Below are 19747 nucleotides of genomic sequence, written 5' to 3' on the forward strand. Positions count from 1 at the left end.
TGCCTTTTTTGATGCGGATAACAGGAGTTGAACCTGCACGTCTGTTGACACTAGAACCTAAATCTAGCGCGTCTGCCAATTCCGCCATATCCGCAGAGTTTCTTCTATATATAAAGAACAGAAGAGTAGATATAAAAAAATCAGATATAAAATTATATCTGAAATTTTAATGAGCCATCGGGGACTCGAACCCCGGACAACTTGATTAAAAGTCAAGTGCTCTACCGCCTGAGCTAATGGCCCATATAAATTAAGTTTTTGACTGGGCTAGCTGGATTCGAACCAGCGAATGCAGGAGTCAAAGTCCTGTGCCTTACCGCTTGGCGATAACCCAAAAGCATCGCTTAATATGCGATAAAGAAAAGGGTGGATAGAGGGACTCGAACCCTCGGCCTCCAGAGCCACAATCTGGCGCGCTAGCCAACTGCGCCATACCCACCATATAAGTGAAACATCCATATGGAACAGCAGTAGTGCCACAGAATGAAACAAATAAATGTGCCCGAAGGGATTCGAACCCCCGACCCACGGCTTAGAAGGCCGTTGCTCTATCCAGCTGAGCTACGGACACATTTTAAATTCCCGCTATAAATATTAGCGAAAATAAAGAGCGGGTGATGGGAATCGAACCCACGTATCTAGCTTGGAAGGCTAGTGTTCTACCATTGAACTACACCCGCATGATTGCTTAACAGTGTTTAGATTTATGATTATCTAAGTCGGGGTGACAGGATTCGAACCTGCGACCTCTTGATCCCAAATCAAGCGCTCTAGCCAAGCTGAGCCACACCCCGGAACAAAGTGTTTGTCGTTTTTTATGTTCGCCATATCTCTGACGCAAGACATATTATACATAAACACCCCCTTGATGTCAACAATAAATTTTATTTTTTTTATATTTTTTTTGACAGAGCGGATTTTATAAGGTTTTAAGCCGCTTCCCAGTATTCATTTTTTTGAATATTATATATGGATTGATGATAATCTCATATATTTTAGCATTAATTTAAAGTTTTCGAGGTCTGGCAGGTATGTATCTGTTGCATATAGATCTTTTAAAAAAATCGGATAAAAATTGAATCGGGTAACAAGCTGTGCTATAGTAAGGGCTGCGACAGTTTAATTAAGAAAAGAGAGAATGGAATGAGTGATTTTTTATTTAGTATAAATGCGACAGTGCCGATCTTTCTGGTGATCCTGTTGGGGTGGTTTCTGAAACGGATTGGGCTGATCAATGATGAATTTGCAAATATAGCAAATAAATATGTGTTTAAGGTATCCCTTCCGGTGCTTTTGTTCCGGGATATCGCAACAACCTCGGTATTAAAAGACGTAAATATGAAATTTGTGGCGTTTTGTTTCTTTGGAACTTTTATTATGTTTGCATGTGCATGGTGCTTTGCAAAGATATATTGCCGGGATAAGACGATGGTCGGAGCGTTTGCGCAGGCATCGGCAAGAGGCAGCGCGGCGGTGCTTGGAATTGCCTTTGTAGAAAATATCTGTGGAAGCTCAGGGATGGCTCCGCTTATGATCGTTGCGGCGGTACCATTGTTCAATATCCTGTCTGTTATTATGCTGACCTTTGGGGGCAGAGATAATATCCATGGTTCAGACGGAATTAAAACGGCATGCATTAATATTTTAAAGAATCCGATCATAATCGGTATCGTACTCGGAGTTCCGTTTTCATTATTTAATATTACGATTCCGGCGATCCCGATGAAGACGATCAATTATATAGCACAGACGGCGACTCCGATCGCATTGATCGCCATAGGAGCTGGTTTTAATACAAAAGCGGCACTGGAGAAAATGAAGCCTGCGGTTACAGCAGCTCTTATGAAGCTGATTGTATTTCCTTTGATCTATATGCCGATTGCGATCAAGCTTGGGTTTGCACCGAGTGAGTTGGCAGCAATATTGATCATGACAGGCTCACCATCCACGGTAACCTGTTATATTATGGCTAAGAATATGAATAATGATGAAGTCCTGTCGTCAAATGCAATCGTGCTGACAACTCTGTTTTCATCGATCACGATAACGGCATGGGTATATGTCCTTCGCGTTATGGGATGTATATGACAGAAGCAATAATAGAAATCCTTGAATATACAGAACTGGGACTAAATAAGAAGTAATGAATACAGAGAATAGATAATATAGAAAATTAAAATACAGAGAATGGAGAAAGAAGATGAAAAATATAGTTTTGATCGGAATGCCGGGATGTGGAAAGAGTACGATAGGTGTGGTACTCGCCAAGGTTCTTGGATTTGATTTTGTAGATGCAGATGTATTGATCCAGAAGAAGCATGGTAAGCTGCTTCGTGAGTTGATAGCGGAATACGGAGATGATGGGTTCCTTCAGATAGAAAATGATGTAAACAAAGAAATTGACTTAAAGAATACGGTTATTGCAACCGGAGGAAGTGTCGTATACTGTGATGAAGCCATGCAGCATTATGTAAAAAATGATATTGTAGTATATATCGAGCTTCCATATGAAGTGATCGCTTCCAGACTGGAAAATGTAAAACGACGTGGCGTAGTGTTAAAGGATGGTCAGACTTTAAAGGATCTTTATAAAGAGAGAATCTTATTGTATGAAAAATATGCACAGATCACGGTAAAAGCCGAGGGGCTTTCCGTAGAAGAACTAATGGATACGATTGCAGAAAAAGTGTTGGCATATGAGAACACACATTAATGTGAAGAACAAGCGCAAACAGCATAGATCCAAAGTAATGGTATGAATTTGGAAATGTGCAGCGGGCTTATGAGGTACTAAAAACAGATTGGAAAAACGACTTCTGAACAGCAGAATGAAATATTTGGCGAAAGCTGAAAAAATATCTGCACGGAAGTCGTTTTTTATATTGACGAAAATGGATGTATCCAATATAATCTATTTTGTGGTTTAAAACGTAGAACTTTAAAGTTACTTGACTTCAACGCAATAAAGCAAAATGAGCCGGATTATGTCAGAATTCGAAAATCAGAAATTATAAGATGCGCTATTGTTGGTGGAAAGTTGGCTGTAAAATTCTGCGAATACAAAAATGAGAAGTGACGGGAGGTCGACATGGTTATTAAAGTGATTATGCTTGTTGTATTCTTTGGCATAATGATCGGTGTAGGATTTTATGCAAGAAAACAGGCGACAGATGTGAACGGATTTGTACTGGGAGGAAGAAGCGTAGGCCCGTGGCTTACAGCATTTGCATATGGTACATCCTATTTTTCAGCAGTTATTTTTATTGGATATGCAGGACAGTTTGGATGGAAATACGGAATTGCATCCACATGGATCGGTATTGGAAATGCGATCCTTGGATCACTGCTTGCATGGGTAGTGCTTGGCAGAAGAACCAGACTGATCACGCAGAAGCTGGATTCCAGAACAATGCCGGAATTCTTTGAGAGAAGATATAACAGCAAATCCATGAAGATCATTTCTTCCTGGATCATATTCATATTCTTGATCCCATATACGGCTTCATTGTATAACGGTCTTTCCAGATTGTTTGGAATGGCATTCGACATTGATTACAAGATCTGTGTTGTTGCTATGGCAGTTCTTACCGGTATCTATGTAATCGTTGGCGGATATATGGCGACAGCGATCAATGACTTTATTCAGGGACTGATCATGCTGGTTGGCATAGTAGCAGTTATCTATGCAGTATTAAACGAGAGAGGCGGACTTACAGGTGCGTTAGACAAGCTGGCTCGTGTAAATGATCCGGCGGTTTCGGATACACCGGGTGTATTTGCATCCTTCCTTGGACCGGATATCTTCAATCTGATATGTGTTGTCATATTAACCTCACTTGGAACATGGGGACTTCCTCAGATGATCCAGAAATTCTATGCGATCAAAGATGAGAAGTCAATTAAGACAGGAACGATCGTATCTACTTTATTTGCTACGATCGTAGCCGGAGGATGTTATTTCCTTGGTGGTTTTGGACGACTGACTGAGACGGATGTAGCAACAGAAGGATTTGATGCGATCATTCCGCACCTGCTTGAGAATCTTCCGGAAGTATTGATGGGACTGGTGGTTATCCTTGTATTGTCTGCTTCGATGTCTACCTTATCTTCATTGGTTCTGACCTCAAGCTCCACACTTACGATCGACTTTATCAAAGCATCGATCGCACCGAAAATGTCAGAGAAGAAGCAGGTTCTTACAATGCGGATCATGTTGGTAGTATTTATCGCATTATCAGCGGTCATTGCAGTCATTCAGTATTCCAGCAAAGTGGCATTTATCGCACAGCTTATGGGTATCTCATGGGGTGCGATCGCAGGTGCCTGTCTGGCTCCGTTTTTATATGGTCTGTACTGGAAACGTACGACAGTGGCAGCCTGCCTTGTAAGTTTTATCTGGGGCGTTGGTATCATGACACTGAACTTTATCAGTAATACATGGCAGTTATTTAGTTTTCCACAGGCATTACAGTCACCTGTAAACTGTGGTGCAGCAGCGATGATCGGTGGATTGATCCTTGTTCCGGTCATCAGTCTGATCACAAAGAAACCGGATCAGGAGCGCGTAGAGGAGATCTTCTCCTGTTATGAAGCGACAGTAACCGTACCTCAGAAGGAAGCATTGGACTAATATTATTCAAAAAATATACATAATATGTATAAAGCCGGCAGACAGAAAAACATTCTGTCCTGCCGGCTTTAACATTTGTGTGAAATGCGTAAAAATGTGTTTGTACAAGAGCTTTTTGAATGTAAAATCAGTTTTCAAAACAGAAAGAAAGTATACGAACATATTAAAAATAGAATAAAAAAATAAATATCAAAATAATTTTTTGTATATTTATTAATTAATGCTTGAATATTATGCATAATAACTGTATAATCATGGAAGATTATACGAACTGTATTTTCCTATGAAAGCGGTTGACGGAAGAAAATGCAGAGAGTAAGATAAATGAATGTGTAGAAATACAAATAGGACGATGGCTGTAACGGAAAATGACCGGTCGCAGCAGATTGGAGTAAGATATGATAAAAGCAGGAATTATTGGTTCAACCGGATATGCCGGTCAGGAAATAGTAAGAATTCTTCTTGGACATAAGGATGTGGAAATAGTCTGGTATGGTTCCAGAAGTTTTATAGATAAGAAATATTACGAAGTATTTGGAAACATGTTTCAGATCGTGGATGCAACCTGTCTGGGCGAGAACATGGATGAACTGGCTGAGAAAGTGGATGTTATTTTCACTGCAACCCCACAGGGCTTATGTTCTTCTCTTGTAAATGAGGATATCTTATCAAAGGTTAAGATCATTGATCTGAGTGCGGATTTCAGAATTAAGGATGTTGCTACTTACGAGAAGTGGTACAAGATCGAGCATAAGAGTCCGGAATTTATTGACGAGGCCGTATATGGTCTGTGTGAGATCAACAGAGATAAGGTAAAGGGATGCAGACTTCTGGCAAATCCGGGCTGTTATACAACCTGCTCCATTCTTTCCTTATATCCGCTGGTAAAAGAGAAGCTGATCGATCCGAATACGATCATTGTAGATGCTAAGTCCGGTACATCAGGAGCAGGACGAGGAGCAAAGATCCCGAACCTGTTCTGTGAGGTAAATGAAAGCATTAAGGCATATGGAGTAACGACTCATCGCCATACACCGGAGATCGAAGAACAGCTTGGATATGCATACGGCAGTCCGATCATGATTAATTTCACACCACATCTGGTTCCGATGAATCGTGGTATTCTGGTTACGGCATATGCTTCATTAAAAGAAAAGGTAGATTACGATACTGTTCGTGCTGCATATGACAAATATTATGCAAACGAGAGATTTGTCCGTGTTCTTGACAAGGATGTATGTCCGGAGACACGTTGGGTAGAGGGCAGTAATTATGTAGATGTCAACTTTAAGATTGATGAAAGAACCGGACGTATCATTGCAATGGGAGCACTTGATAATCTGGTAAAGGGAGCAGCCGGTCAGGCAGTTCAGAATATGAATATTATGTTTGGACTTCCGGAAGAAGAAGGACTGCTGATGGCTCCGGTATTCCCATAAAGAGTAACGGCATCGGATATCGTGGAAGAACAGATGATATAAGGCGGTGATCGGTATGGAGATCATTTCCGGCGGAGTGACAGCTCCAATCGGATTTCTGGCAGCAGGTATGCACGCCGGAGTAAGAAAAAATAAAAAGAAAAAAGACATGGCATTGCTAGTCAGCAAGTGTCCGGCGAAGACAGCTGGAGTATTTACACAGAATGTAGTCAAGGCTGCACCTGTTATGTGGGACAAAGCATTATGTGACGATATCGGCTTATGTCAGGCACTGGTTGTAAACAGTGGAGTGGCAAATGCATGTACCGGAGAAGCAGGAGATGTTGATGTGGCGCATATGGCAGAGCTTGCGGCAGCAGAACTTCAGGTACCGGCTGATCAGGTTGCGGTTGCTTCGACCGGAGTAATAGGTATAAGGCTTCCGATGGAGACGATCGCGCATGGAATCCGCGAACTTTCAGGGATGCTTTCCGATGATTTGGAAAGTGGAAGTCATGCGGCGGAAGCCATTATGACGACCGATGTATATAAGAAAGAGATTGCGGTAAAGCTGCAGATCAAAGGGAAGACAATTACCATTGGAGGTATGTGCAAAGGTTCCGGTATGATCAACCCGAATCTTGGAACGGTGCTTGGATTCCTGACAACGGATCTGAATATCAGTCAGGAGTTATTGCAGAAAACACTGAGAAATGATGTCATAGACACTTATAATATGTTATCTGTCGATGGGGATACTTCAACGAATGACACCGTTATGATATTTGCAAATGGCATGGCAGGAAATGATGAGCTGCTTGAAACGGATGCGGATTATCCGGCATTTGCGGAGGCACTTCGATATATCAATACCTACTTCGTGAAGCTGATCGCAGCGGACGGAGAGGGAACGACGAGGATGTTTCAGGTACAGGTAGCAGGGGCGGAATCCAAGGAGGGCGCAAGAAAGCTTGCAAAATCCGTGGTGACATCAAACCTTGTAAAATGCGCCGTATACGGTTCGGATGCGAACTGGGGACGTCTGGTGTGCGCGATGGGACAGAGCGGGATCGCTTTTGATCCATATAAGGTAGATATTATAATATCCAGTGAGGCCGGTTCCTTAAAAATAGTTGAAAACGGGGTCTGTACCGATTATGATGAAGAAAGAGCGACGGAGATCCTGTCGCCGGATCAGGTATGTTTTCATGCGGATATGCATGCCGGTACAGAGACAGCTTCCGCGTGGGGCTGTGACCTTACATATGAATATATCAAGATAAATGCAGAGTATAGAAAGTGAGGAAGTAAATAAGATGGTAAAGGGAGATTATACAGTAGATCAGGTAATATCAAAAGCACAGACACTGATCGAGGCTTTGCCTTATATCAAGAAATTTCAGGGGAAAACAATTGTTGTAAAATATGGCGGAAGTGCTATGTTGGATGAGAATCTGAAATATAATGTGATTGAAGATGTTGCATTATTAAAGCTGGTTGGACTGAAACCGGTTATCGTGCATGGTGGCGGTAAGGAGATCAGCAAATGGGTAGAGAAGATTGGAAAAGAACCTGAATTTATTAATGGACTTCGTGTAACAGACGGGGAGACAATGGAGATTGCCGAGATGGTATTATCCAAGGTAAATAAGAGTCTTGTCAGCATGATGCAGAAGGTTGGTTTAAAGGCTGTGGGTATCAGTGGAAAGGATGGTGGACTGTTTACCGTTAAGAAGCGTCTGCCAGGTGGAAAAGATATCGGTTATGTAGGCGAGATCACAAAGGTTGATACAGAGGTGATCGATGCACTGGTCGATCAGGATTTTATACCTGTTATCGCCCCTATCGGTGTCAGTGAAGAATATGAGGATTATAATATTAATGCTGATGATGCTGCATGTGCTGTTGCAACAGCATTAAAGGCAGAAAAGCTGGTATTCTTAACAGATATTGAAGGTGTATTTATCGATCCGACAGATAAGTCTACTCTGATCTCAGAAATGGATATCCATGAGGCAAAGGATATCATTGAGAAAGGTGTTGTCGGCGGTGGTATGCTTCCAAAGCTTAATAACTGTATCACAGCCATGGAAAATGGTGTATCAAGAGTTCATATTTTGGATGGTCGCCTGAAGCATTGCCTGCTTCTTGAGTTCTTTACTCAGAAGGGTATCGGTACTGCAATCTTAAAAGAGCCTCTATTCTAAATGATAATTTTAGTAATACAAAAAAATAAAACAGAAAAAGATCGGAACTGTGTGGTAATAATGAGAAAAACCAGGAACTACAGTTCCGGTCTTTTTTCTATTTTACTATTGTAAAAGGAAAAGAAGTTCGTTAAAATGGAAATGTGTATGGTCATATCGGCATATACAGGAGGTTATGCAGATATGATGAAGAAAAAAAGAAGAAATGCCGGCTGTGTTTTATTCAGGGTAGTAGCCGGATTTATGATTATTTTCATGCTGTCGGGCTGTGGAAATGATCACGTTTCCTATGAACCTGCAGATGTGACAGATGATGCAGATGCACAGGTGACAGAGCAGCAGACAGATGAAAGTTCGGAAACATCGGAAAATACAGGATATGTATATGTCTATGTGTGCGGTGCTGTTAGGCAGGAAGGGGTATACCGGCTGCCGGAAGGCTCCAGGATCAATGATGCACTGATTCTTGCGGGTGGACTGACTGAGGATGCTGCTTCAGGTGTTTTGAATCTGGCAGAGTCGGTTCAGGATGGACAGAAGCTTTATTTCCCAACGAAGGATGAAATGGAGAATCAGCAAGGTGTTCCGGTAGACGGAACATATACGGATGGTCAGGCGAACAATAGTGAACAGTCACAGAAAATAGATATCAATACGGCTGATAAAGAACAGTTGATGACACTTTCCGGTATCGGAGAGGCGAAGGCAGAATCCATCATTCGATATAGGGCGGAGCATGGAAATTTTGCACAGATCGAAGATATTACAAATGTAGACGGGATTGGCGAGAGCCTTTTTCAGAAGATAAAAGAATATATATATGTTAAATAAAGATATAGGGGTGTAATCGTATGAAAAAAGTACTGGTTGTAGATGACGAAAAATTGATTGTCAAGGGATTGAAATTCAGTCTGGAACAGGATGATATGGAAGTCGATGTCGCCTACGATGGTGGAGAGGCATTTGAAAAAATAAAGAACAATTCATATGATATCGTTCTTCTTGACATTATGATACCGGTATATACAGGAATAGAAGTCTGCCAGATGGTGCGTGAGTTTTCCAATGTCCCGATCATAATGCTGACAGCAAAGGGAGAGGACATGGATAAGATCATGGGGTTGGAATATGGAGCAGATGATTATATCACAAAGCCGTTTAATATCCTTGAGGTTAAAGCAAGAATAAAAGCAATTCTCAGACGAAGCGGTAAGAAGGCAGAACCTGTAAAACCTGTGAATATCATGGAAATTAATGGTATGAAGGTAGAGCTTGACAGCAGACGGGTATTTGTTCATGGAAAAGAACTGAATCTGACAGCAAAAGAATTCGATCTTTTGGAATTATTAATGGCACATCCGAATAAAGTATATTCAAGAAACGAACTTCTTGATACTATATGGGGAAGTACATATCCGGGAGATGCCCGTACTGTGGATGTCCATGTTCGAAGACTCAGAGAAAAGATCGAAGATAACCCGGGAGAACCGGTATATATCCATACGAAATGGGGCGTCGGCTATTATTTTAAAGGCTGATATTTGCGATGAAAAAAGACAGAAATGATGATTTGAAAAAGACAAATATCATGATACATGGAAAACAGCATATTCGTCTTCAGACAGTGCTCTTTCTGATTATTGTTCTATTGGTGTTCCTTGTCGCGATAGGTATGCGAACTGTTTTTTTCAATTTGCTTGTAAAAAATGAATATCGTGATGTTGAAAAGCTTCTGAGAAATAATTCAAAAAATCTGGAATATCTGATCAATGATATTAATTCAGAAGCCGAGGGCACAAGTCAGACTTATCAGGGAGTAGATACACTTGCGTACAGTATGTCGGCCAGGATCATTATCGTTAATACAGATTATAATGTGATCTATGATAGTTTTCGTTTAATGAGGGATACTTATATCATGGATAATGATATTCACAGAATCATGAGCGGTGATGAGGCGGAAAAGATGGTGGCAGATGCTGCTTCGATCGAGTATATGTTTCCTGTGGTAAATCGGGAAGGCTATACCGATGATGTAGCAGTAGTGGCAGTCAGTCTTAAGGATTTCAATGATAATAAGACATATCTGGAGTATCGTGCGAATATTTTGATTTGTATATTTTTGGTACTTGGAGTGATTGCTGCTGTAGTGATTTCTTATACAGCGATCCGTGACACCAGAGAGATACGCAGACAGCTTTTGAACATGAAGGATGGATTCCTTGGGCAGCTTCAAAAGACCGGTTTATGGAAAGAAACCGGTATGGTCGTGGATAATATGAATGGGATATTTGCAAAAGCTCAGCTTCTGGAGGAATCACGACAGGAATTCGTATCAAATGTATCCCATGAATTGAAGACGCCAATCACATCTATGAAGGTTTTATCCGAGTCCATATTGATGCAGGAGAATGTTCCTGTTGAGACATATCGGGAATTTATGAATGATATTGTGCTTGAGATCGATCGCGAAGCCCAGATCATCAGTGATCTTCTGACTCTTGTAAAAACAGATAAGGGATCAGACAGTCTGAATATTGAACGCGTAGATATTAATGAGTTGATGGAGGTTATTCTGAAAAGATTGACTCCGTTGGCAGAAAAAAGAAATATTGAGATTACATTTGAGAGTTTCCGTGAAGTATCAGCGGATATAGATAAAGTGAAATTCACACTTGCAATATCAAATCTCATCGAGAATGGGATAAAGTATAATGTGGATGGTGGATGGATCAGGGTATCGTTGAATGCAGATCATAAAAATCTGTATATAAAAGTCGCTGATTCAGGTGTTGGTATACCGGAAGATTGTGTAGAGCATATCTTTGAACGTTTTTACAGAGTAGACAAAGCACGAAGCCGAGATACCGGAGGAACAGGATTGGGTCTGGCGATATCCAAGAATATTATCGTTATGCATAAGGGAATTATCAATGTATATAGTGAACCGGGTAAGGGAACTACATTTACGGTTCGTGTTCCGATGAATTATGTCAATTAGACGGAAGGATGAAGGAGTAAGATATGAAGACTAGAATCTTCGGTTATCGAATCGTTATTCGTATGGTCATGGTTTTTGCTTTATTATTTACACTGACAGGGTGTGGAGATAATAAAGTTAAGGATACGACGGGTTCGGGTCTGGATGCCAGTGAAGGCATGGATATATATACTATTTATTATATGAATGGTGACTGGACTGATTTTGTTGTTAAGCGTACGAATATTGACCAGCTTGAAGCAACAGAGAATACGATAGATAAATTAATGAATCTGTTGATAACATCAACAGATGACAAAAATTGCCAGATACCGGTACCAATGGGCATGGCTTATCAGCGCTACGCATATGATGGACAGGGTGTTGTGACGATTATGTTTAATCTGGATTATGAAACTGCTGAGAATTATCAGATCTTGCTGTGCAAGATGGCATTTACAAATACTCTTTGTCAGGTTGAGGGTGTTGATAAAGTATCCTTTGAGTTGTCTGATCTGATCGGAGAGAGGGAACTTGATACGAGTGTCTATTCAGAACAGTCTTTTTCAACCATAGACGGTAATTTTTTGAAGTCTGATTATTCGGTTGATATCTATGTGCCTGATACAACCGGAAAACGCTTGGATAAGAAAACAATTGTGATCGATGCAATGTCCTACAAGACATCGGAAGAGCAGGTGATGGAAAATCTGCGAAACTCAAAGGAGTGGAAAAGTCCGTTAGGAGATGATATAGATATTTTGGACATTTATGTTCAGGATCGTGTCTGCTATGTGAATTACAGCAGTTCTTTTCTGACAAATGTAGAACAGTATGATGACAGGATACTTTTGTATTCTATCGTAGATTCACTGGTTCAGCTTTCGGATGTAGATAAGGTTGTATTCAAGGTAGATGGTAAACAGGATTTGATCTATGGTGAAAATCTTGATTTTACTAAAGCTTATACGGCAGATTATTCAATTTGTAATTAAAGACACAGCTGTAAAATGCAGCTTCGCAGAGGCCGGCATTTGGAAGTTATATAGCTGTGCGTCAGGAGGAAAATAAAATAAAAAGACCACTGTTCTGGGTAGCGTGTGCCTTTCTGTTTGGAGAGACGGGGGCAATAGCTGGCAGCAGATGGTGTATTTGGGCTGCAATCATATTTGCAGCTCTTTTTGTTATGCACAGATATGAGATGATCGTGCATACGAATGATCGTGTGAAGAAGTTCAGTCCTAAGAGCTTTTGTATAAAGTTGAAACAGGAACCTGAGAAAGCTTGTATGAGGGTAAAACCTGAGGCTGATGAGGATAATGTTATGATAAAGTCCGGACAAGAAAACGATCATATGCAAGGAAATGGTGAGATTGAGAACGATCATATTAAGCTGAACACAGGATATAAGTATAGACGGAGAAGAATCGATTGTGTACATAAGTGGCGTAATACAGTGTTTGTATGGCTGATCTTTGTTTTTGTGGGAATTGCAGGGTATTGCAATATGTCCTCGCTCCGGACACAGGAGAATTTTGCAAAGGTTGCAGCGGGGGCTTCCTGTAAAGTGAGAGGAATTATATATGACAGGCAGGAGACGACTACCGGCTGGGTGATACAGATTCGTGCAAAGAAAGTGGTTATCAATGTAGCCGAAGAGACAAAAGTAGCTGAAGAGGCAAAAGTAGCCGAAGAGACAAAAGTAGCTGAAAAGACAAAAGAAATTGAAGAAGTAGGTAACCAGCTTGCTTATTCGGGACAGATGAAGATAGTCGCATATATGTCAACATCGGAAAAACCGATACTTGGACAAGATGTAGTGCTGTCCGGGGTTGCAGCTTTACCGGAGCATGCGACGAATCCGGGGGGATTTGATGCAGCGGATTATTATAAGGCAAAGAAGATATTTATGTTCTTAAAAGATACTTCTTATGTGGAAACAGGAGTGAAAAAATCTGAACTGTTGAATACCCTGCAGGGGATAAAGGAACGGGTTGCTTCCGTATATGATCAGACATTTGAGCCGAAGGCTGCTTCGGTTCTTTCTGCAATGGTACTAGGTGATAAGCGAGGGCTGGACAGGGATACAAGAAATATGTATCAGCTAAATGGAATTGCACATATTCTTGCGATATCGGGGCTTCATATAGCGATACTTGGTATGACACTTTTTGAATGGCTTCGTAAAAGAACAGGGTCTTATCGTATTTCCGGATGTGTGGCGATGATTGTGGTTGTATTTTATGGAATTATGACAGGACTGTCCGGATCTACCAGCCGGGCGGTGATTATGATGGGACTTGTAATGATCGGAAAAGCAAAAGGACGATCTGCGGATCTTCTGACATCGGCAGGAATTGCAAGTATAGGCATGGCTGTATGGAATCCGTATGTGATCCGGGATGCAGGTTTTCAATTATCCTTTGCTGCTGTTGCAGGATTAGCGGTGATTCATCCGGTATATGTTCAGACGTTCGGGAAAAAGGGGAAGCTGAGGCAGGCATTTGGGGTCAGTCTGTCATCTTCTCTGGCTACCCTTCCAATCTGTGTATTCTATTATTATCAGTTCCCGTTATATGGAATACTTTTAAATCTTCTGGTTGTGCCGTTAGTTTCCTGCTTGTTGATGTCGGCACTTGTAACAGCAGGATGTGGCATTATTTCTATAAAGGCGGCAGAGCTTGCCGGGATACCGGCACATTTCATTCTGATATTGTATGAAAGACTGTGCGGTCTGTCCGAGAAGATTCCATTTAGCAGTATAAATGTAGGGCATATTTCTGTTCGAATGGTTCTCGTTTATTATTTGGGACTTGGAGTGGTTCTTTTTATCTTGAGGTGTTATGCGGGAGAGAAGAATTCCTCTCAGAGTACGGATGAGAACAATTCGGCGGGCGAAGAAGTTAATAAGTCGATGAGAAAATCATTAGGTAGAGACTTGACTAAGCCGGTGAGGAAAAAGTCAGGCAGATGTGGCAGATATTTATATGGAATTATACTTGTTATACTGCTGACAGCGTTATATGAATACGCCAATCTTGATCGTTCATTTGTCACTGTATTTCTGGATGTTGGTCAGGGTGATGGAATTCTGATACGGACGGAGCAGGGAACTTCGATATTGATCGATGGAGGATCTACCAGTAACCAGAGAGTTGGGGAATATGTTCTGCTTCCGGCAATCAGGTATTATGGGATGTCGGAGCTTGATTATGTATTTGTGACGCATGGGGATGCCGATCATATATCAGGCATAGAGTATTTGCTGAATGCCGAACATATCGGTGTACGGATACGGAATCTGGTTCTTGCAAAGTATGGAGATAGACAAGGACTTGCAAATATAGAGACATTGGCAAAAGAGAAGAATATCAATGTTGTATACATGGAAGCAGGGGATAAGATTCAGGAAAAGCAGAATCCGGATATGGCAGGTTTGACTTTGGAATGTCTTTATCCCTCCGGGAGCACTTTGGAAGCTAAACAGGTGGTTGAGCGAGAAGCTGATAGTATAGCGGAAGCAAAACAGGTGGCTGAACGAGAAGCTTCTGGTATAACGGATGATAAGAAGATAGCAATTGGGTTGGATAATGCAATTATAGCGAATGTTCCGGGAGAAGAGGCTACAGGATCCGGTCTGAATGCGAATGATCTGTCAATGGTTCTTCTTGCGAAATATGATGGAAGAAAAATCTTGTTTACAGGAGATGCCGGAAGTATGGTAGAGAAAAGATTGATTTTAGAAAAAAGTATCCTGTTGTCAGAGACAGATGCATTAAAGGTGGGGCATCACGGTTCGCATTCCGCATCTTCCAAAGGTTTCCTTCAGATGACAAAACCGCAATATGCCATTATTAGCTGCGGCAAAAAGAACCATTATGGACATCCACATGAAGAAACTCTGATGCAGCTTCAGACAATTGGCGCAAGGGTTTACCGCACCGATCAATGTGGTGCAATAATTTTACACATACAATCAGGAAAAATTATGCTTCATGGGTATGGGGGATAAAATTTATGATTTCTACCAAGCCTAAAATGAAATAATGGGTATATGAGAGAAAAGATTTGAATAATACCCTTGGTGAAACGGGATTTGGGGTATTGTTCAAGAAAATAGGCTGTCATACCAATGTCAATGTCGGGGTGCAGGGTATGGAAGAAAGTAAGCTAAGATAATACCCGCCCAAGCGGAGTGCACCGGGTATGAAAGAAAGCAAGCTAAGATAATACCCGCCCCAGCGGAGTACACCGGGTATGAAAGAAAGCAAGCTAAGATAATACCCGCCCCAGAAGAGTGAGCCGGGTATTGGAGAAGGAAAACGAAAATAATACCCGCCCCACCGGATTGAACAAGGGTATGGATAAAGAAAATTAGACAATATACCCCAAACAGGATGAGCAGAAGGGTATGCAAAGTGGGAAAATAGCCTGATACCATGGGAGAAGTGCTCTCAAGGGGTATTAATAAATGGAAATGAGAGTTATACCAATAAAAAATATTGCAGAATAACAGCATATAAAGAAACGAGGAGAATGCGTATGATCAAAGATATGATAATAAAAAGAATTGCTGAATTGAAAAATGAAATACATGAGATTGAGATGTTAGAGAAAACACTTCCGAAAGAAGAATTAATATGTGCCAAAAACGGAAAAGGACACAAGTGGTATTTGAAGAATGCAGGAAAATCAATATATCTGCCAAAGAAAGAGAGACACTTGGCTGAAAAACTTGCTATGAAAAAGTATTATATGTTAAGAAAAAAAAGATTTAATGTGCGAGCTTGAAGCATGCAAGGCGTATATCAGAAAAATGCCAAATGAAAATGATACATCTGGTATGCTATTAAAAAATGAAGGCTATGTTGAATTGCTGGGAAAGGCATTTGGACCACATTCAGAGAATTTAGAAGCATGGATGGCAGAAGAATATGAAACAAATAAGAAATATCCGGAGAAGTTGAATATAAAAGGGACACAGGGCAAGTATCTTCGTTCTAAATCAGAAGCAATGATCGATAATGTTTTATTTCGGGAAAGAATACCATTTCGATATGAAAATCAATTGGTGCTGGATGGGATAGTAATGTATCCGGATTTTACGATTCGACATCCAAAAACAGGAGAGTATTATTATTGGGAACATTTCGGTATGATGGATAATTCGGAATATGCGAGTCATGCCTGCAGGGAAATAAAAACATATTGTGATAATGGAATAATACCATCTATTAATTTAATTATGACGTATGAAACCAGTGCTTGTCCTATCGGAATGGAAAGAATAGAACAAGTGGCAGAATATTATTTCGGATAAATGACACATTTGATATAATGAACGCAAAATTATTTGCTCGCAAGGATGCTGATTTTGCGGAATGCATAGAATGTGCGAAGCACATGATATAATTAGTATAAAGAAATGGCAAACTACACTCTACAGTGCGTAGAATCCGCAGAAATTCACCATTTTCTACGCTTTATGGGTATGATGCCGGATGCAGGTATGTAATAATCTGGTCAGAAAGGAGGCAGATATGGATCAGATCAGTATAGGCAGGTTTATTGCAGCAGAAAGAAAAAGAAAAGGTTGTACACAGAAGCAACTTGCAGAAAAACTGAATATCAGTGATAAAACAGTTTCCAAATGGGAATGTGGAAAGGGATTTCCGGAAGTGTCCCTGTTATTACCTTTATGTAAGGAACTGGACATTACGGTAAATGAACTGTTGTCCGGTGCAAGAGTGTCTGAGGAAGAATATCAAAAGAAAGCGGAGGAAAATATGGTGAATATGATTAAAGAAAGAGAAGAAAACAAGAAGAAATTAATTCCTACAATTATAACGGGTTTAATTGCAACGATATCATTTATTACATTGATCATGGTTGTTGCAGTGTATACAGAGGTGATCGCAGTACCGGTTAAGATATTACTGGTAGTGATCGCATGTGTTATATTTGGTTGTGGACTTATGGTTGCGATGGAAGGTGAGCGCACCATCGGTTATTACAAATGCCGTCATTGCAATGAGTTGTTTGTTCCGACCTTTGGTGCATATACAATGGGAATGCATATGATTTCAACCAGATATTTGAAATGCCCAAAATGTGGAACAAAAACCTGGTGTAAAAAAGTTCTGGCAAAAGAAAATAGAAACATGATGTAAAAAAGTTCCGGTAAAAGAATTCATCCAGAATATCCAGAGCATCATCTGCATCCATATCGGATATGACTCTTGCGGCTTTATCAAGTGACAGTTCATTCAGATATGGTTTGGCATCATCCAGATAGGAGAAAATCTCTGCAAGCCGTGGAATATCGATCATAGTGTACAGGCGCATTCGTTCTGTTTCGCTCAGTTTTGTGATTGCTTCAGCGATATCCTTGTCATGATAGTTAGACAAATGCCTTTGCAGCGTCTGTGCATTCTTTGCATTACGAATGATCTTTACAAGTTCCGTTACATAATATCTTTTAAATACTGTGATTTTCTTCATTGTGACCTCCTTCCTGCCTGTTTTTAGGCATAAAAATACATCGTCTCAGTGTGAAGACCGGATGGTCAGGATCGTCTGATGCGATGTATGAAAAGGCACACAACAATATAAGATGGGGTTATCGGATCTCCATAGACAGCCACATCCATTGATGCTTCGTTATCACAGCACCGCATATTTTACTTCGTCCAATACGATCGCAACTATCCATGAAAATTCACCTCCATTTGAAAATAGAATTTTGAAATTTGATATTTATCAAAACCTCTGAAGCTATAACAAAATAAACTCAGATTGGCAACCTCTAAAAACATATATGGGAAAATTTTAATATTTGTGTTATATTTTTCAGGGAAATATAAAATACAGGAGGAAATCGGAAATGCAGATAGAACATGTTGCTATGTATGTAGAAGATCTGGAAAAGACAAAAGATTTTTTTATAAAATATTTCGATGCAAAAGCCGGTGAGCGTTATTATAATCCACAAACAGAGTTTCAGTCTTATTTCTTAAGCTTTGATGGTGGAGCAAGACTTGAGATCATGCAAAAGCCAAGGGTGTCAAATCTGAGAAAGGAACTGGCAAGGATCGGTCTTATTCATGTGGCTTTTTCGGTTGGAAGCAGAGAGAAAGTCGATGAACTTACCAAGAGACTTCAGGAGGACGGATATAAAGTCATCAGTGGACCGCGGGTGACGGGGGACGGATATTATGAGAGCTGCATTTTTGATGTAGAGGATAACCAGATCGAGATTACGATCTAAGTGACAAGAGAAAGATGAGAGAAATTGAAGCGGAAGGATCGATTGGGAATCCGACTGGTGGCATATCTGGTGGGCTTTGTACCGGGATCGGTAACAAAGGCATTTGGAATATGGCGTGATCATCTGTATTACGGAAGAATATCATAGACAGGTGTTGAAAATAAAAACGGTATTTGGCATAATGTACTGGAGCAGGAAAGAAAGGAGACATAGCTATGGCAGCAGGAAAAAAGCAGAACGATAAGGATGCAATGGCGGTTATAAATGAGCATATAAAAAACGAAAGCTATGCTCCGGTATATCTGTTATATGGGGACGAAACATATCTCGTGAACCAGTACAGAGATAAATTGCTTTCGGCGGTAACAGACCGTGACGACAATATGAACTTTGCAAAGTTTGCAGGCGAGAAGACAGATCCGATGGAGATCATAGGCTTCTGTGAAACAATGCCATTCTTCGCTGATCGGCGTGTGGTGCTGGCAGAAGGGACCGGATTGTTTAAAAAGAGCTGTGAGGAATTTGCGGAGCGGATCAAAGAGCTGCCGGATACTTCGCTGATCCTGTTTGTTGAGTCAGAAGTTGATAAGAGAAATAAATTATATAAAACCGTTGATAAGCTGGGAGAAGCCCTGTGCTTTGAAACTCCAAATGAGAAGACTCTGGCTGTATGGGTTAAAGGAATGTTCAAAGGCGAAGGAAAACAGATAACCGATGATGCAATCCGTTCGCTGATCGAGCATACCGGATCGGATATGAATTCGATCAAGAATGAGATTGATAAACTGATAAGCTATACAGTGGACAGAGAGGCTGTAACGGCATCCGATGTCGAGAATCTCTGCGTGGGGAATTCGGAAGGACATATCTTTGAGATGATTGATGCAATCTCCAGAAAACAGCAGGATCGAGCAATCCATCTGTACCATGAGTTGCTTGAAAACCGGGAACCGGCGATGCGGATTTTGTTTTTGATAGCGAGACAGTACGATCTGTTGTTAAAGACTAAGATGTGTCTTGCAGAGAATAAGAATTATGCAGATACGGCATCTGTACTTGGGGTTCCGTCCTGGTCGGTGAAGAAATATGCGGAACAGTGCCGGAATTATTCGGAACAGGAATTAAAGAAGATCATGGAAGCCTGTCAGGATACTGACTATAAATTAAAGACGAGTCAGGCATCGGATGTAGTGGCAGTGGAAGTGCTGTTAATATCATTGAGTCGGTAGCTGGTATGTGACGCGC

Annotated in this window: 17 protein-coding genes, 7 tRNA genes and 1 pseudogene; 17 read left to right on the forward strand and 8 right to left on the reverse strand. The window is 40.8% G+C overall.

Features of this window, described 5'->3' with window-relative positions; all coding sequences use genetic code 11:
- Positions 1 to 12 precede the first annotated feature (12 nt).
- The 7 genes from CLOL250_RS05790 to CLOL250_RS05820 all read right to left on the reverse strand — a co-directional run bounded on the left by CLOL250_RS05790 (position 13) and on the right by CLOL250_RS05820 (position 794).
- Positions 13 to 94, reverse strand: a tRNA-Leu gene (locus CLOL250_RS05790).
- A gap of 76 nt (positions 95 to 170) precedes the next feature.
- A tRNA-Lys gene (locus CLOL250_RS05795) sits at positions 171 to 243 on the reverse strand.
- 19 nt (positions 244 to 262) lie between these two features.
- Positions 263 to 334: transfer RNA gene (locus tag CLOL250_RS05800), tRNA-Gln, on the reverse strand.
- 31 nt (positions 335 to 365) lie between these two features.
- Positions 366 to 439, reverse strand: a tRNA-His gene (locus tag CLOL250_RS05805).
- 58 nt (positions 440 to 497) lie between these two features.
- A tRNA-Arg gene (locus CLOL250_RS05810) sits at positions 498 to 571 on the reverse strand.
- A gap of 38 nt (positions 572 to 609) precedes the next feature.
- Positions 610 to 680: transfer RNA gene (locus CLOL250_RS05815), tRNA-Gly, on the reverse strand.
- A 39-nt stretch (positions 681 to 719) separates the two neighbouring features.
- Positions 720 to 794, reverse strand: a tRNA-Pro gene (locus CLOL250_RS05820).
- A 349-nt stretch (positions 795 to 1143) separates the two neighbouring features.
- Between CLOL250_RS05820 and CLOL250_RS05825 the strand changes: the two genes are divergently transcribed.
- The 14 genes from CLOL250_RS05825 to CLOL250_RS05890 all read left to right on the forward strand — a co-directional run bounded on the left by CLOL250_RS05825 (position 1144) and on the right by CLOL250_RS05890 (position 17405).
- Positions 1144 to 2088: an AEC family transporter gene (locus tag CLOL250_RS05825; protein WP_008401306.1), complete on the forward strand. Its 945-nt coding sequence runs from the start codon at positions 1144 to 1146 to the stop codon at positions 2086 to 2088.
- A 112-nt stretch (positions 2089 to 2200) separates the two neighbouring features.
- Positions 2201 to 2713, forward strand: a complete 513-nt coding sequence (locus CLOL250_RS05830) for a shikimate kinase (RefSeq protein WP_008401307.1) — start codon at positions 2201 to 2203, stop codon at positions 2711 to 2713.
- A gap of 375 nt (positions 2714 to 3088) precedes the next feature.
- Entirely contained in the window at positions 3089 to 4630 is a 1542-nt protein-coding gene (locus CLOL250_RS05835) for a sodium:solute symporter family protein (RefSeq protein ID WP_008401311.1), read from the forward strand.
- Between the two features lie 398 nt (positions 4631 to 5028).
- Entirely contained in the window at positions 5029 to 6069 is a 1041-nt protein-coding gene (gene argC, locus CLOL250_RS05840) for an N-acetyl-gamma-glutamyl-phosphate reductase (protein WP_008401314.1), read from the forward strand.
- Positions 6070 to 6124: 55 nt separating this feature from the next.
- Entirely contained in the window at positions 6125 to 7351 is a 1227-nt protein-coding gene (gene argJ / locus CLOL250_RS05845) for a bifunctional glutamate N-acetyltransferase/amino-acid acetyltransferase ArgJ (RefSeq protein WP_008401315.1), read from the forward strand.
- Positions 7352 to 7364: 13 nt separating this feature from the next.
- On the forward strand, positions 7365 to 8255 hold the full coding sequence (gene argB, locus CLOL250_RS05850) for an acetylglutamate kinase (protein ID WP_044945251.1): 891 nt from the start codon (positions 7365 to 7367) through the stop codon (positions 8253 to 8255).
- 183 nt (positions 8256 to 8438) lie between these two features.
- Positions 8439 to 9086: a helix-hairpin-helix domain-containing protein gene (locus tag CLOL250_RS05855; RefSeq protein ID WP_274922246.1), complete on the forward strand. Its 648-nt coding sequence runs from the start codon at positions 8439 to 8441 to the stop codon at positions 9084 to 9086.
- A gap of 20 nt (positions 9087 to 9106) precedes the next feature.
- Entirely contained in the window at positions 9107 to 9793 is a 687-nt protein-coding gene (locus tag CLOL250_RS05860; protein WP_008401318.1) for a response regulator transcription factor, read from the forward strand.
- Positions 9794 to 9801: 8 nt separating this feature from the next.
- A complete protein-coding gene (locus CLOL250_RS05865) occupies positions 9802 to 11256 on the forward strand; it encodes a sensor histidine kinase (RefSeq protein WP_008401319.1) in 1455 nt (484 codons plus the stop codon).
- 23 nt (positions 11257 to 11279) lie between these two features.
- On the forward strand, positions 11280 to 12230 hold the full coding sequence (locus CLOL250_RS05870; protein WP_008401320.1) for a GerMN domain-containing protein: 951 nt from the start codon (positions 11280 to 11282) through the stop codon (positions 12228 to 12230).
- A gap of 293 nt (positions 12231 to 12523) precedes the next feature.
- Positions 12524 to 15247 (forward strand): ComEC/Rec2 family competence protein, encoded by a 2724-nt coding sequence (locus tag CLOL250_RS05875; protein WP_274922247.1) that lies wholly within the window; start codon positions 12524 to 12526, stop codon positions 15245 to 15247.
- 530 nt (positions 15248 to 15777) lie between these two features.
- Entirely contained in the window at positions 15778 to 16026 is a 249-nt protein-coding gene (locus tag CLOL250_RS05880) for a hypothetical protein (protein ID WP_044945254.1), read from the forward strand.
- Positions 16013 to 16555: a hypothetical protein gene (locus CLOL250_RS05885; RefSeq protein WP_008401324.1), complete on the forward strand. Its 543-nt coding sequence runs from the start codon at positions 16013 to 16015 to the stop codon at positions 16553 to 16555. The genes CLOL250_RS05880 and CLOL250_RS05885 overlap by 14 nt, the downstream gene beginning before the upstream one ends.
- 220 nt (positions 16556 to 16775) lie before the next feature.
- A complete protein-coding gene (locus CLOL250_RS05890) occupies positions 16776 to 17405 on the forward strand; it encodes a helix-turn-helix domain-containing protein (RefSeq protein ID WP_044945257.1) in 630 nt (209 codons plus the stop codon).
- A gap of 31 nt (positions 17406 to 17436) precedes the next feature.
- Here the strand turns inward: CLOL250_RS05890 and CLOL250_RS14395 are convergent.
- Positions 17437 to 17736: pseudogene (locus CLOL250_RS14395) on the reverse strand (magnesium transporter MgtE N-terminal domain-containing protein); the annotation flags it as partial.
- 382 nt (positions 17737 to 18118) lie between these two features.
- Here CLOL250_RS14395 and CLOL250_RS05895 point away from each other — a divergent pair.
- The 3 genes from CLOL250_RS05895 (at position 18119) to holA (ending at position 19731) form a co-directional block, all read left to right on the forward strand.
- Positions 18119 to 18502: a VOC family protein gene (locus tag CLOL250_RS05895; protein ID WP_008401327.1), complete on the forward strand. Its 384-nt coding sequence runs from the start codon at positions 18119 to 18121 to the stop codon at positions 18500 to 18502.
- A 24-nt stretch (positions 18503 to 18526) separates the two neighbouring features.
- A complete protein-coding gene (locus CLOL250_RS14140) occupies positions 18527 to 18649 on the forward strand; it encodes a hypothetical protein (protein ID WP_274922248.1) in 123 nt (40 codons plus the stop codon).
- A gap of 68 nt (positions 18650 to 18717) precedes the next feature.
- Positions 18718 to 19731 (forward strand): DNA polymerase III subunit delta, encoded by a 1014-nt coding sequence (holA, locus tag CLOL250_RS05900; RefSeq protein ID WP_008401331.1) that lies wholly within the window; start codon positions 18718 to 18720, stop codon positions 19729 to 19731.
- Positions 19732 to 19747: the final 16 nt, after the last annotated feature.

The sequence above is a fragment of the Clostridium sp. L2-50 genome, from assembly GCF_000154245.1.
GTDB lineage: Bacteria > Bacillota > Clostridia > Lachnospirales > Lachnospiraceae > Coprococcus.